This window comes from Paenibacillus lactis (assembly GCF_017873605.1).
GTDB lineage: Bacteria > Bacillota > Bacilli > Paenibacillales > Paenibacillaceae > Paenibacillus_AQ > Paenibacillus_AQ lactis.
Map to the genome: position 1 here is coordinate 109,334 of NZ_JAGGKI010000008.1, position 14,744 is coordinate 124,077.

Consider the following 14,744-nt stretch of genomic DNA (forward strand, 5'->3'; position numbering starts at 1 on the left):
GACCATGCGCAGCCATCCGCTCATCTTTATTTGATGGAGCCTTCCGTCAAGCCGCCGATAATATACTTTTGCGTAAAAACGTACAGAATTGCAATCGGGGCCATAGACAGTGAGAAGGCTGCAAAAGCCAGATTATAATCAAAGCTGGTCTCCGTCTTAAAATTGTAAATAAACAGCGGCAGTGTCCAAAAATCCGGATGTCGGTTCAGCATGATCAGCGGGAGTTGGAAATCATTCCAAATCCAAAGACTGTTCAATATGAGGATCGTAGCGATGATGGGAAGCATCAATGGATATATAATCCGGCTGAAGGTGTACCAGACGCCGCAGCCGTCAATTTTTGAGGCCTGATCGAGCTCAAGCGGAATATTTTTAAGAAAGCCGACTCCTAGAAACAAGCCTTGTGAAAAGGACAGGGTAACGTACATCATAATCAATCCCGTCTGATTCAAAAGCTCCAAATTGCCCATATGTCTGTAAATCGGCAGCATAATAGCCTGGAAGGGGACGAAAATCCCCATCAGGATGATCGTATACACCCACTTGAAATACAGCTTGTTCATGTTTCGCGAGATGGCATAAGAGACCATCGGAATGGCAATCAGCATGAACAGAAGAGATATGATGGTTATAAATGCGGAGTTCTGAAGCATTCCCCAGAAGTTAGCCTTGTTGATGACGGTCGAAAAATTATCCAGGTACAGGCGGGTCGGCGGAGCGAAAAAATTCGATGTTGTCTCGTCCCTGGTCCTTAAGGCAATGGAAAGCGCCAGATAGAGCGGACCCAGTATGAACAATGCACCGATCGCAAGCGCAGCATAACTGATGATTCTAAACGGCAATCGCGTCTTCATTGCTGTCCGACCTCCTTCCGGGCCAAAAGCTTAATCTGTATGAACGAGAGGACACCAATCAGGATAAATACATAGATGGCTTCTGCCGTTCCGTACCCGAATTTCATCTCGCTCATGCCATGCTGGTAAATAAGGAAGCCCATCGATTCTGTCGACTTGGAAGGTCCGCCATTTGTCATGGCTACGATGTAATCAAACACGGTGAGGCCGCCTTTAACGGCAAGCACTACATTGACGGTCAGCATCGGAATCAGGTATGGAATCGTGATCGAGAAAAAACGTTGTACAGGCGATGCGCCGTCTATAACAGCTGCTTCGATAATATCCTTCGGCACGTTGGACAAGCCGGCGATAAAGATTACCATCGGGATCGCAAAGCCCTGCCAGATGTTTGTTAACGCAATGCCCAGGATGGCTGTGTCGGGATTGCCAAGCAAATTAAGCGACAGCCACTCGATTCCAAGCTTTTCTCCTATAGGCGGAAACAAGGAGTAGAAGAACTGGTTAAACATCAGGCCGACGGTAATCATGCTCAGCACGGCCGGGAAGAAGTAGATGGACCGGAACAGGCCGCGAAGCTTCAAGGGACGGCTCAGCAGGAGAGCGAGTACAAGTGCAACGCTGAGCTTTCCAAAAACGACAATAACGGTATACAGCAAGGTGAAGCTTAGGCCGTTCAAGAAACGTTTATCTTGTAATATATCAATGTAATTTTGAAAGCCGACCATGTCATACGATAGGGAGAACCCGTCCCAGTTCGTCAGACTGTAATAGAATCCGATAAAGACCGGGGCCAGGAAGAATAAGCAATACAGCAGTACCGCAGGCAAGGTCATCATGAAAAAGACGGTACCCGGCTTTAACCCGCGAATGTTCATACGTTAGCCCTCCCATCAGGCAGAGAGGCGAAGAATCCTGGAGTGGTGCCTCATAACCAAGGTTTTTCGCCTCATTGGCATGTTTTATTGATTAAACTTGTTGTAGAATATCGTATCGAGGGTTTTCAGGTATTGGTCAACATCTTTATTAAGGAACATTTCCTGTGTTGCTTTGCCTACATCGGCATTGATCCCTGGAGGCCACAGCCGTTCGATTGTCGGATATACCTTGCCGTCCGATATCAGCTGTGTCAGTGAGCTGATCTCAGGAAGCCCTGATTCCACATCCTTGATACCGGAAGGATAGCCGGCGGTACCTAAATAGGTTTCTACGTTTTCCTTCGTGGACATAAATTCAATGAACTTTCGGGCTTCTTCTTGATTTTTACCTTCAGCTGGAATACCAATGGCCGTATCAACGGATACCTGTGTCTTTAAATCTGCAGGGTTTTCGGTCGGGAGCGGAAACATGGCGAAATTCAGATCGGGATTGGACTCTTTAATTTCTTTGATTGCCCAAATGCCTGTGAACCACATCGCAGTTTTACCGTTGGCGAAATCACGAAGCGCGTCATCATAGCCGGTTCCCATATTGTCTTTTTGTCCGTATTGACGAAGCGTTAGCAGATTTTCTGCAAAAGGCTTGAATGCCGGATTATCCGTGATGTGTGCCTTGCCGTTCATGACATCATCAAGGAATGACTCGACGTTTGGAATCGTTTGTCCCATTTTGTAGACGACCTCCTGACGGATGCCGTTAAAATCCTTATCGTGGAAGTAAAACGGTGTGATGCCTGCCGCCTGAAGCTTCTCGGCCGTCTCGATCAGTTCGGCGTAAGTTGTTGGAATCTGAAGATTCTGGCTTTCAAAAATATCTTTGTTATAATACATCCCCAGTGTAGCCAACCCGATCGGGACCATATAATTTTTGCCGTCGATTTTACTCAAGTCAGCAATGGCAGGCTGGACGTTATTCATGAGCGGATCATTGGTCAGGTCAACGACGCGGCCCTCCTTGGCCATTTTTTGGAAAATGGGATTGTGAGGATAGTGGGTGAAAACCGCAGGGGCGTCATTGGTCGAAACCCTCATCGTCCATACATTTTCAGGATTCGGCACATTGTTCTGTTCCACCTTTATGCCCGGGTTAGCCTGTTCAAATTTTGTGATTAGCTCGTTGACAACATTGACGGCCTCTGATTTCATTTGAAAGTATTCAATTTTGACGGGTGCACCATCGGAGTTCGCGTTGTTGCTGCCTGCTTCGTTCTCCGCATTTTTTGAGCCTCCGCCAGCACAGCCGGCCGCTGTCATCATGGCTAGCGAGATCAGTGCTGCCAATCCGCTTTTCATAAACCCCTTTTTCATCATTTCAGCTCCTTTTGAGTGATGTCTGTATCGAGAACGCTTTCATTGTAGCAAGGAGTCGCATGCTGAAAATAGGAATAAACTGACTGTCTGAATAGGATAAATCTGTAGTTTTGCATCACATTCCAGCCTATGTTTTTTTATTGCTTCGGTCTTTTCCCGGCGTAGCACCGTAAACCTTTCTATACATCTGGATGAAATAAGAATAGTCATTAAAGCCGACCTCGCTGGCAATCGTTGCAATCGGCAGTTGATAGGTTTCGCTTTCCAGCAGCTTTTTGGCCTTTTCCATTCGTACAGACAACAGATACTGGGCGAATCCCACTCCGCATTTTCGTTTGAATAACCGGCTGAGGTAGCTGGGATCGACAAAATACCGCTGCTTCGCAAGATCATCCAGGACGATTTTGTTCTTGTAATTCATTTCGACAAATTCTTTAATGTCCTGAACGATATCCCGATTTGGTTCGTTTTGGCTCAATTGCTCAACAACCGCACGCAGCTTCGCAATCAGCTCATCACAGGCTTCATGGATCGATGCGAATTCGAAGAGACTCCGTTGTTCCAGGTAGGAGCAAGCTTCGCTGCAGGAACGTCCAATAATGGTATTGATTATATTGACAGTCGCAGCAAGCCAGTCTTGCACCATATGTACGGAGAACTGCTTCTTGATGCAATCGGCAAGCCAGGAATGGATCATATTCTCCATTTTGGCCATTTGATAGCTTCCTGCCTGCTGGCTGAATATGCTCGTCCATTCCTGAATGTACGCCGCATCATAATGATAAATCTGGCCAATATGCTCGATCCGTACAGGTTGACCGATGCCGTTCACGAAGCTTTGCAATGCCGCAAGCTTGGCTTCCCTTAAGGATGTGTCCAGCTGGCGCAGATCGCTTAGCGCAGAGCTGATTCCAATGCCAGTGCAGGTCAATCCCGTCCGTTCGCTCAGCGTACGGGCGATTCTGTCGCACAGGAAGTGGAGGCTGACCTGTCCTTCTTGATTGGCTGCGGACTGTGGTTGGATCCATGCGATCAGAAGCTGAGGCTGAAATTGATCCGTGATCAGTATGGAACGAAGGTGGTGACTCCCGAACACCTCTTTGGAAATTTCCCTTAGTTCCCTGCTCTGGGAAGGGGGATGCACAAACACGATCGTATGAAATGCAGAGCTGCTGTTGAGCTCGAAGGCAGACTCAAGAGTCAGCAAGCTTCGATGATCGGACGTTTCATAGAAGCAGGAGAGCATTGCCTGCTCAATATGGATTTCGCGGCGCTCGGCATGATGCATCTTCAACTTATTCAGCAACGAGTTTAGCTCCTGCCGATCTACGGGCTTGAGCAAATAGTTCTCCACCTTATATTGAATCGCTTCGCGTGCGTAAGTAAAATCTTCGTATCCGCTAATAATCGTGACAGGCATGGAAGGGTGATTCTTTCGGATATAGGCTGCCAGCTGAATGCCATCCATCCCCGGCATGCGAATGTCTGTGATCACAAGGTCAGGCAACGCTTCATCGATCACATTCTGAGCAGCAGTGCCATCCTCAGCTTCGATTACTCGCACACTTCCGTCCCAATCATGTATCATCTGTAGAATCGCTTTCCTGGCGAAGAACTCATCATCTGCCACTAATATTCTCATCGGTGTCCATCTCCCTGTTGTACGGAATATGTATCATAATGGTGGTCCCGGCTTTCTCTTCGCTCTTGATATTCATCCAGGAGCTTTCACCGTAAAAATGCTTAATCCGGGCATAAACGTTTCTCATGCCGAAGTTCTGGTCAAGGTTCTCCACCATCTCCTGCGGGTCTTGCATCAGCATCATTTTCAGCTCACTCAGCTTCTCCTTCGAGATGCCGACACCATCATCATAAACGCAAATATATAGAAACCGGTGGCGTTTCCGGATTGTTAATCGAAGCTTACCTGTACCGCCTTTTGGCTCCAAACCATGGTAGAAGGAGTTTTCGATAATCGGCTGGATTAAAAACTTTAGTATTTTGCAAGAAATAACATCTTGATCGATCTCGTACTCAACCTGGAACTTGTTGAAGAATCGGATCTGCTGAATTTGAATGTAGTGCTCGATGTTCTCAAGCTCTTTTCCGATCGTTACGACATCTCCATATTTGACGTTATAGCGGTAAATGCTGGACAAGCTTTTGGTCATAGAGGAGATATGCTCCATTCGGTGGAGCTCGGCAATGGAATGAATGGCATTTAAGGTGTTGTACAAAAAGTGCGGATTGATCTGCGACTGAAGCATTTTAATCTCCGCTTTTTTCTGCAGGCTGCTTGCCGTAATTTCGGAATCTCGGCTTGTTCTAATCCGCTCGATCATAGCATTGTAGCTGTTGATCAGCCTTCCGATCTCATCCTCCCGATGGCTGTGAATAACGGTGGGGGTCAGATGCTCTGAATCCACGATTTTCATCGTGCCGCTAAGCTTTAAGATCGGATGGATAAAATAGCGGTGAAAAAAGAACGCCAGCCCCAAAGCGGCGATAAGTGCCAAAATACTTATGAGCACATAGTTCAATGTATTGCTTATAAATGTATCGGTAATTTGTGCGACAGGGATATAGTGGATGACTGTCCAACCGGTTACCGGATTGACCGTGCTGCTGATCAGATAGGGCTTGTTGTTCCAATTGATGCGCAAAGTCGGGTTGTCTCCTGGTGCAGGACTGGAGATGAGGGATGTAAAAGACTGGACTTGCTCCGCATCTAGCTCATTAAGCGATCCGTTTGAGGAATACACAACCGTTTCGCCGGACAGAATCATCGTTCCAAGCTTTAGTCCATCATTGGAAATGCCACCGAGCATATTCTCAATGGCTTTATCGTAAATATCGACTTTTGCATAGCCTTCTTGACCGCTGTGTATGTTGAGGTCGGATAAATAACGCACGATGGATATTCGATGACTGGTGCTTTTCGTATTGGCTTCCTTCGAAATATGGACAACATAATCATTGTTTTTAAGACGGCTTTCTCCGATTTCTTTCAATGTGTTTCTGATTTTTCCCGCCTTTTCCGGCTGGCTGCCATAAATGCTTCCATTCGGGGCAAGCACCGATATCATGGCGATGCTTCCGTTAATCAGCACAAGCTGTTGCATGGAGGTATACATGTAGTTGGCATCCGCAAAATATTCTTTGTCTGAAGAACGCTTGGACTTTTCCAGAATAGAGCTCAGCTTAAAATTCGTTAAATAAAAAAAGGAATAGCGGGCATGATTCGCAAAAAAATCGTTGATGCTTACATGGGTCCGGCTATCCAGCTGCTGCAGGATTTCCTCGTAATCGGAATTTGTCTGCTTGTACAGCTGTATACCCGACAGGAACATGGCCGTTATGACCGGGATCACGATAATGAGCACGTAAGTTAAGACAAGCTTGCTGCGAAAACTCGATCTGTGGAATTTTCGAAGCAAGTACGGCTGCAATTTCGGCATGGGATCACCTTTCTTAGATATGGAGTTTGATTGGCCGTATATGTGCGGTAATCAGCTTCATTATTTGTCATCAAGGACGTCTTTTCAATCCATTTTGAATAAAAACCTGATTTCAGGCACTTGGGACGGGTCAAATGTTAATTGCGGCAAGCCATATTCATTAACACTCCAAAAAAATGGAGGTTATTTGGCATGCAGCTTGGTGCATATTAGCAACCCGCACTAGATCTATTCAATAGATAATTAACTAGAATTATTTGGTTGTTCGCCCCGAAAAAAAGTTCAGAATATCCGGGCTGTCATGTAAATAGAGATGAATATACGCTCTCGTAAGCGTATACAAAATCTGGATATTTACTAGATGCTGGGGCAGCCAAAGGGAGGGAGAACAATTGAAATCATTCAAGAGAGGACTGGGGTTCGTAACTACGACCTTGCTGAGCGTTTCCATGCTGTTCGGTTGCGCGGGGGGCAAGGATACGCCCGATGATGCGGGAAGCGGGGGGACCGACAGCGGAGGAAAGACCGTCATTAACGTTACGTTCCGGGATGACGGGATCGGCGAGAACGGTTCGTTTTATAAATGGCTTAAGGAAATGTCCGCAGCCTTTCCGGACAAAAGCGTCGAGATCCGGCCGGCACCGATCCAGGCCTCCGAAGGCGACTATTTCGCCAAGGTTGCGCTGGCGCTGAAATCCAAGGATACCGCGCCGGATATCGTCACGGAGGATACCTTTATTTTGAACTCCGATGCCAGCGCCGGCTACCTGGAGCCGCTTGACGAACGATTGGCGCAGTGGGAGGACTGGGGCAACGGCTCGTTCATCGAGGCGATGAAGAAGGGCGTGACCGCCAGCGACGGCAAGGTGTACGGCGTTCCATACAATACGGATTCGCGGGGATTGTGGTATAACAAGGACATTTTCAAGCAGGTCGGGCTTCCGGAGGAATGGCAGCCGAAAACTTGGGAGGATGTACTGAATGCCGCCCGTACGATTAAGGAGAAGGCGCCGGATATCGTGCCTATCTGGATGAACATGGGCAAGGCGACCGGCGAAGCGACTTCCATGCAGACCTATGAGATGCTGCTCTACGGAACGGGCGAGCGGTTATACGATGGATGATACAAGCGGCAAATGGATCATCAAAAGCCAGGGTATCCTGGATGCCCTGACATTTGTAGAGACGGTCAACAAGGAAAAGCTCGGGCCGCCGCTGTCGAAGGTATTGAACGGTCAGGCCGGGAATACCGCATCCCGGGAGTATTTGCCGCAAGGCAAGCTGGCGATATCGCTTGACGGCTCCTGGATTACGGGCAACTATCTCGAAACCGGGGCCGCGCCTTGGCCGGAGTATAAGGATGTGCTGGGGTTCGCGCCGATGCCGACCAGCCAAGGCCAGGCTCCGGGCTCGATCACATTGGCCGGCGGGTGGGCGCTGTCGATCCCAAGCAACTCCAAGAACAAGGAGAAGGCTTGGGAATTCATCAAGTTTGCCTTGAACAAAGAAAATACGCAGAAGCTGGTCATGTCCTCGGGCAACATTACGGTCCGCGCCGACGTGGCGAAGGATCCGGAGTATACGAAGATGCCGTTTAACGAAATCGCGACGGAATATTTGCAGAATGCGGAATTCCGTCCGGCACAGGAGAAGTATCCGGAGGTGTCGACGCAGATCCAAACGATGGTTGAATCGGTCGCCACGGGCACCTCGCCGGCCGATGCGATGAATAAATACGCTCAGGACGTTACCCGGATCGTCGGCGCGGAGAAGGTTGTAGAGAAATAACCAGGCCCATCCACAATCGTTTAAATGGATGCCAACGCTTGCTCAAGGTCCCGATCGTTAAGGGAGGCCTTGGGCAGGCGGCTTTTCACGATCATCAGGAGAAAAGGGGAGAGCTCACGCATGAGCAGTCTAACGGCGAACGACGCTTTGAATAAGCGCAAACCATCGTACCCTTGGCTCTTTTATCTGCTTCCCTCGATTGCGATCATGCTTGTGTTTTTTATTTATCCGATTCTGCTGACCTTCTATTATTCGTTCACGAACCTGGCGTTAACGGGCGAAGCCGCGAGAGAGCTGAAATTCATCGGATTTGAGAACTATGCAAGAATGTTTCAAGACCCTACCGTTCGCATCAGCATATGGAATACGCTCGTATTCCTGATCGGCTCGGCCGTCATTGGACAGCAGGTGCTCGGCTTCCTGATCGCGCTGCTGATGAAGCAGCGAAACCGAACATTTCGGCGGGTCATCGGCACGATTGTCCTCGCCGGATGGGTGACCCCGGAAATCGTATGCGCCCTGTGCCTGTACAGCTTCTTCGGCGATGAGGGCACTTTGAACGCCATCATTGGCTTCTTCGGGTTCTCCGAAGTGACGTGGCTGTTCACGGTTCCGATGCTGACGATCATTTTGGCGAATATCTGGCACGGCACCGCCTTTTCCATGCTGGTGTTCCAAGCCGCGCTCGACGACGTCCCGAATGAGATCGAAGAAGCGGCAGTCGTCGACGGGGCGTCCAAATGGAAAATCTTCACGAGCATTATCATTCCGTATATTAAAGGGACGATCACGACAAATATGATGCTCGTCACGCTGCAGACGCTCGGCGTGTTCGGGCTGATCTATGCCATGACCGGCGGAGGGCCTGGCAATTCGACGACCACGCTGCCGATCTTCATGTACAACCAGGCTTTTGTCAATTACCAGCTGGGCTATGGAACCGCGATCTCGCTGCTGCTGCTTCTGATCGGCATCGTGCTCAGCCTTCTGTATATTCGATCGATGAAAGAGTAAAGCGGGGGTGAAACGATATGAATGCCAAACAACGCAAGCTCGTGTATCGTATCCTGCCGTATGCCATCCTTGCCGGAATCGGGATATGCTTCCTGCTGCCGCTGCTGTGGGTACTCGTAGCATCCGTCGATCCGAATGCGATGCAATCGCTGAAGATGCCGAGCCGCATCACCGGGGCGAACTACGCGGAGGTCATCACAAGCAGCGAGAATCAGCGGGCGTTCCTGATCGGCCTTATCATGTCGCTTGGCCAAGCCGTACTGGTTGTTCTGCTTGCGCTGCTCGCCGCTTATCCTTTATCCAGGTATCAGATGAAATATAAGAAGCCTTTCATGCTGACGATTCTGTTCATGACCTCGCTTCCGATAACAGCCGTTATGGTGCCGGTTTACCAGCTGTTCCTGGGGCTGAAGCTGTATGACAATATCTTCGGCGTCATCCTGTTCTATGTGGCGTCGTCCATGCCTTACGGCATCTGGATGATGAAAAATTTCATGGATTCCGTGCCGAATGATCTCGAAGAAGCTGCCTGGGTGGACGGGGCTTCGGTGTTTACCGGCATCCGCAAGGTCGTTGCGCCGCTGATGGTCCCGGGCATCTGCACGGTCGCGATCTTTACCTTCTCCGGCAGCTGGGGCAATTTTTTCGTGCCGTATATCCTGCTCCAGTCTCCGGAAAAATTTCCGGCATCCCTCAAGCTGTACCAGTTCTTCGGACAATACGGCATGGTCGAATACGGCAGTCTTGCTGCATTTTCGGTGCTGTATGCCATACCGGCGATCATCCTGTACATTTTGTCGCAGCAGTTTATGTCGAAGGGCTTCGGGCTCCAAGGCGGAACGAAGGGGTAAGCGACACTCAAAAAGGCACCTCCTTGCAGCCGTTCGGCTGCAAGCGGGGTGCCTTTCCATTCATATTTTGAAAGTGCGTGTCAGTACAGCCGGTAAACTCTGGCTTCATAGGGGCGAAGCTCGATCTGGTCTTGCCGTTCGTCCGGCACGGGCTCGTAATTGGAAATCAGCAGCTCCTGCGATAAGCCGCGAAGGTCCTTCGGCCACTCCATCCTAGGCATGTCGTCAAAAAAATTAAGGATCACGAGAATGGTATCCTGCTCCCATGTACGGGTGTACACATACAAATCGGGATCCAGGGGAAGGAGCAGCTTATATTCTCCGTACACTAGCGCTTTATGCTGTTTACGAAGGGCGATCAGCTGCCGGTAGTAATGGTAGATGGATTTCGGATCTTTCATTGCTAATTCCACATTCACTTCCGTATAATTCGGGTTCACCTTGATCCATGGTTCTCCGGTCGTAAATCCAGCCTGAGGGCCGCCATTCCATTGCATGGGAGTACGGGCATTATCCCGGCTCTTTGCGCGAATGGCCGCCATGATCCGGTCATTCGGCTTGCCTTGAAGCTGGGATTGCCCGTAATAATTCAGGGTTTCGACGTCCCGATAATCGCTGATGGTCTCAAAGGCTGCATTGGTCATCCCGATTTCCTCGCCCTGGTAAATATAAGGGGTCCCTTCCAAGGTAAGCATGAAGGTTGCCAGCATCTTGGCGGATTCGACGCGGAACTGCTGATCATTGCCGAATCGGGATACCGGTCTTGGCTGGTCGTGATTGCCCAAGTAGTTTGCATTCCAGCCCTGGTTATGAAGGGTGGTTTGCCAGCGGCTCATAACTTTTTTAAGTTCAAGCAGGGTCCAGGACCGGGCTTCCCATCTCCCGGTTCCCATCGAGACGGAATCCAGTGTCATATGTTCAAATTGAAACACCATATCCAGCTCGTGCCGTTTATCCCCAACGTATTGCAGCGCCTGTTCCGGGCCAAGGCCCGAGGTCTCCCCGACCGTCATAATGTCGTAATCCATCAGCACTTCCTCGTTCAGCCTTCTCAGCAAATCATGGACTTTTTCCAAATTCGAAAAAAGCTGATAGGCCCTCACGACCGGCAGATGCTGCGGATTATCGGCATTAGGCAATCCCTTGGCTTTCACGATATGAGCGATGGCGTCAAAGCGGAAGCCGTCAACTCCCTTTTCCAGCCACCACCGGATCATGTCGTACAATTCGTTGACCATTTCTTCGTTTGCCCAGTTGAGATCCGGCTGATGCTTGGAATACAGATGCATATAATACTCGCCGGTCTTCTCATCGAACTCCCACACCGAGCCGCTGAAATAGGACTCCCAGTTGTTGGGGAACAGGCCGTTCACGCCCTTGCGCCAGATATAATAATTCCGTTTGGAATTATCGATTGAGGACCTCGACTCTATGAACCAGGGGTGCTTGTCAGAGGTATGGTTCAACACAAGATCCATCATGATTTTCAAACCTCTTGCATGTGCTTCCCATAAGAGCTCGTCGAAATCCTCCATCGTCCCGAACGCCGGATTGATCGCATAATAATTGCTGATATCATAGCCGTTATCCATTCCGGGAGATTCGTAGATCGGGCAGATCCATAGGACATCGATGCCGAGATCCTTTAAATAATCGAGCTTGGAAATAATTCCGCGAAGATCGCCTTTCCCATCCCCGTTGCTATCTTTGAAACTGACGGGATAGATCTCGTAGACGACCGCCTCCTTCCACCAGGCTTCCAGCATTCGCCATTCCTCCTGTCCGTCTAGTAAGTGGTCGAACCGAATAACTCAGCCTTGTCCCCCTTGAAAAGCGGGGTATTTGGTCATGCCGCCGTCCGCAAACAGGGTAATGCCCGTGACATAACTGGATTCAGAAGACGCCAGCCATGCAGCTGCGGCGGCAATTTCCTCCGGCTTGCCGATATACCCAAGCGGAATCAGGGCTTCAACACTCGCCTTGGCTGCAGGATCGGAAAATTTGGCAGCATTGATCGGGGTGTCGATTGCCCCGGGTCCAAGGTTATTGACCCGGATTCCCTTCGGCGCGAATTCCAGCGCCAGCGTTTCGGTCATCATCTTGATCCCGCCCTTGCTAGCGGCATAATGGAGAAAATGAGGCCATGGAATCCTCTCGTGTACGCTCGAAACGTTGATAATCCGTCCCTTGATCCGGTGTTCGAGCATGTAATCGATTGCCTCACGGCAGCCTAGAAAGGCCCCGGTTAAATTCACGTCAAGCACTTTTCTCCAGTTATCCAGTGTCAAATCCTCGGAAGGCACCTCGTTTTCGATGCCCGCGTTATTCACCATGACCTCCAAGGAGCCGAAATGATGATGAGCGGCGGCTACCAGCTTCTTCACATCCTCCTCCTTGGTTACGTCGCCATGCACGCCAATGGCTTTTCCGCCGAAGGATTCAATCTTCCGTACGATGGAGTGCACTTCATCCTCGCTGCTGAGGTAATTGATGACTACGTTCATTTTTTCTTGACCGAATCTCAGAGCGATTGCGCGCCCGATGCCGGACGAAGCGCCGGTAATAACGGCCGTGTTTCCCACCAGATCTTTGTACACCATGCATACCTCCTATCGACCGTGTAATGGAATACAATAATATAATTAACCGGATTTCTTCCTTTTCAATATGGACGAGTGGGATCGAACCGCCGATAGATGATGACAGTCCTGAAGCATGATGTCTGTATACGTTTTCTTTTTTGGAAGTATTTGTTATACTTCATTGCAAGTGATTAGCGTGTTTTGTGCGTGGACGCCGGATTCGTTAATTTGGGGAAGTTCGAGAAAAGGGATCTGCGGAGCAGAAGGGTAGAAGGGGAGAGGGGCAGAAAGCTAGAAGGGTTAAGAGCAGAGGAGCAGAAGAGCTGAAGAGTGTAGGCTCTAACAAAGGAGGAATATGTGCTATGGCAGTCAAACGAATTATGGCTAATATTGAAACGGGACGAATTGCGGAAGCTAAACGTTTCTATCAGGACGTGCTCGGTCTGGAACTGCTGATGGATCACGGCTGGTTTGCTACCTACGGGTCGGCGGAAACGATGCAGGTACAGATCAGCTTTGCCGAAGAGGGAGGATCCGGCACGCCCGTACCCGACCTTTCCATCGAAGTCGACGATGTCGAGGCGGTGTTGGCCGATATGAAAAACGCCGGCTTCCCTGTCGAATACGGCCCAGTGGATGAGCCTTGGGGCGTTCGCCGATTTTTCGTACGCGATCCGTTCGGCAAGCTCGTCAATATTCTGATGCATTGAATCCATATGAGGCGACATCCATCCCGGCATGCATCGGACCACGCTTGAGTCCAGAAAGAGCGTACGCAATGATTCAAACAGCGCCGCCATGTTCCCGTTTGGCCTGCCGGCAGCGCGTAGTCTGTGATATACTGTTTATATAATAAACAATTTAATGGCTTATCGGGACTAACAGCCTTCGGAAAGGACGCATAGGTTATGTCAAAAGATAAAACGACAGAGCAGGATATCGGAGCAATGCTCCCCGGCGGCGCTGCGCTTAGCTGGGGATTGGTCAAGCCCCCTCAGCGCGGGCCGAAGAGGGAGCTGAGCATCCGGCAGATCGTTGACGCTGCAATCGAAATAGCCGATCGGGACGGGTTGTCCGCCGTTTCGATGAACCGGGTGGCATCGTCTTTAGGGTACACCGCCATGTCGCTGTACCGCTACATTCCCAGCAAGGACGACCTTCTGCTGCTCATGCAGGATGCGGTCTGCGAGGTTCCGCTTCCGGATGAGGATGCTCCGGACTGGCGGGACAACATGCGCCTATTCGTCAAATTAAGCATGCAGGTATTCCGGGACCATCCCTGGTTCGGCGACATTCCAATCTCCGGCGTGCCGATAACCCCGAACAATCTCCGGGTCATCGATTGGGGATTGCGCTTCATGAGGGATTTTCCGCTGAATGACTATGAAAAAATCTCCTTCATTCTGCTGCTTAGCAACTATGCGAGATCCAGCGGCCTCATCCAACGGGACATGGATCTTGCGCTCAAATCAGGGTCCACCGCGGAGCGGTTCAGCGGGACGGATTATACCTTGGCGCTGAAGGCGCTCGTGAAGCCCGAGCAGTTCCCGTTCCTGTACCCCGTCATCATGTCCGGCGTCTACACGGAAGAGAACCCGGGAGAGAATCCGATCGGGAACGACATTGATTTCGGGCTGGAGCGCATTTTGGACGGAATCGAGCACTATCTGGAAATGAAGAAGAAGGAGCAGGGGAAGGAGAAGGAGGAGGCTAACGGGTAGCGAGGTTCCGGAAATTATAAGTTTAAGAGATCGTGACAATAGGAAAGAAAAAATGCAAAAGCGATCCGATCGGATCGCTTTTTTTGTCCCTGATGGGAGAAGTCATGGACGATTTGAAATTGAGACTTAAGGAATACGCCAACTCCCGGGTGGCATTAGGGATGATGATGTTGCTGCTTGTGACAGCCAACGCGAGATGTTCCCTTAGGAGAGGTCAAGCGTTTGCC

General features: G+C 49.9%; 11 protein-coding genes and 1 pseudogene. 5 read left to right on the top strand and 7 right to left on the bottom strand.

Annotation, left to right across the window (positions count from 1 at the left end):
• Positions 1–26: 26 nt before the first annotated feature.
• The 5 genes from J2Z18_RS16185 to J2Z18_RS16205 all read right to left on the bottom strand — a co-directional run bounded on the left by J2Z18_RS16185 (position 27) and on the right by J2Z18_RS16205 (position 6,561).
• Positions 27–854, bottom strand: coding sequence for a carbohydrate ABC transporter permease (locus J2Z18_RS16185; RefSeq protein ID WP_210095020.1), 828 nt, complete (start codon positions 852–854; stop codon positions 27–29).
• Positions 851–1,732: a carbohydrate ABC transporter permease gene (locus J2Z18_RS16190; protein WP_007127568.1), complete on the bottom strand. Its 882-nt coding sequence runs from the start codon at positions 1,730–1,732 to the stop codon at positions 851–853. Before J2Z18_RS16190 ends, J2Z18_RS16185 begins: the two co-directional genes overlap by 4 nt.
• A gap of 84 nt (positions 1,733–1,816) precedes the next feature.
• Positions 1,817–3,103 (bottom strand): ABC transporter substrate-binding protein, encoded by a 1,287-nt coding sequence (locus tag J2Z18_RS16195; RefSeq protein ID WP_210095021.1) that lies wholly within the window; start codon positions 3,101–3,103, stop codon positions 1,817–1,819.
• Between the two features lie 127 nt (positions 3,104–3,230).
• Positions 3,231–4,745 (bottom strand): response regulator, encoded by a 1,515-nt coding sequence (locus tag J2Z18_RS16200; protein WP_210095022.1) that lies wholly within the window; start codon positions 4,743–4,745, stop codon positions 3,231–3,233.
• Complete coding sequence (locus J2Z18_RS16205) at positions 4,723–6,561, bottom strand: sensor histidine kinase (RefSeq protein ID WP_210095023.1); 1,839 nt, start codon at positions 6,559–6,561, stop codon at positions 4,723–4,725. The genes J2Z18_RS16200 and J2Z18_RS16205 overlap by 23 nt, the downstream gene beginning before the upstream one ends.
• Before the next feature lie 392 nt (positions 6,562–6,953).
• On the opposite strand from J2Z18_RS16205, the pseudogene J2Z18_RS30905 reads away from it, so the two are divergent.
• The 3 genes and pseudogenes from J2Z18_RS30905 to J2Z18_RS16220 all read left to right on the top strand — a co-directional run bounded on the left by J2Z18_RS30905 (position 6,954) and on the right by J2Z18_RS16220 (position 10,214).
• A pseudogene (locus J2Z18_RS30905) lies at positions 6,954–8,349 on the top strand (ABC transporter substrate-binding protein).
• Positions 8,350–8,469: 120 nt separating this feature from the next.
• On the top strand, positions 8,470–9,363 hold the full coding sequence (locus tag J2Z18_RS16215) for a carbohydrate ABC transporter permease (protein ID WP_007127573.1): 894 nt from the start codon (positions 8,470–8,472) through the stop codon (positions 9,361–9,363).
• A gap of 17 nt (positions 9,364–9,380) precedes the next feature.
• Positions 9,381–10,214, top strand: coding sequence for a carbohydrate ABC transporter permease (locus tag J2Z18_RS16220; RefSeq protein WP_007127574.1), 834 nt, complete (start codon positions 9,381–9,383; stop codon positions 10,212–10,214).
• 80 nt (positions 10,215–10,294) lie between these two features.
• Here the strand turns inward: J2Z18_RS16220 and J2Z18_RS16225 are convergent, their stop codons facing one another.
• Positions 10,295–11,980 carry a glycoside hydrolase family 13 protein gene (locus J2Z18_RS16225; protein ID WP_210095024.1) on the bottom strand — a complete coding sequence of 562 codons (1,686 nt, stop codon included), beginning with the start codon at positions 11,978–11,980 and terminating at the stop codon, positions 10,295–10,297.
• A 45-nt stretch (positions 11,981–12,025) separates the two neighbouring features.
• On the bottom strand, positions 12,026–12,811 hold the full coding sequence (locus J2Z18_RS16230) for a glucose-1-dehydrogenase (RefSeq protein ID WP_040737978.1): 786 nt from the start codon (positions 12,809–12,811) through the stop codon (positions 12,026–12,028).
• Positions 12,812–13,158: 347 nt separating this feature from the next.
• On the opposite strand from J2Z18_RS16230, the gene J2Z18_RS16235 reads away from it, so the two are divergent.
• Together J2Z18_RS16235 and J2Z18_RS16240 are read left to right on the top strand one after the other, a co-directional pair.
• Entirely contained in the window at positions 13,159–13,506 is a 348-nt protein-coding gene (locus tag J2Z18_RS16235; RefSeq protein WP_007127577.1) for a VOC family protein, read from the top strand.
• A gap of 198 nt (positions 13,507–13,704) precedes the next feature.
• Positions 13,705–14,517: a TetR/AcrR family transcriptional regulator gene (locus tag J2Z18_RS16240; RefSeq protein WP_007127578.1), complete on the top strand. Its 813-nt coding sequence runs from the start codon at positions 13,705–13,707 to the stop codon at positions 14,515–14,517.
• The last annotated feature ends 227 nt before the right edge of the window (positions 14,518–14,744 follow it).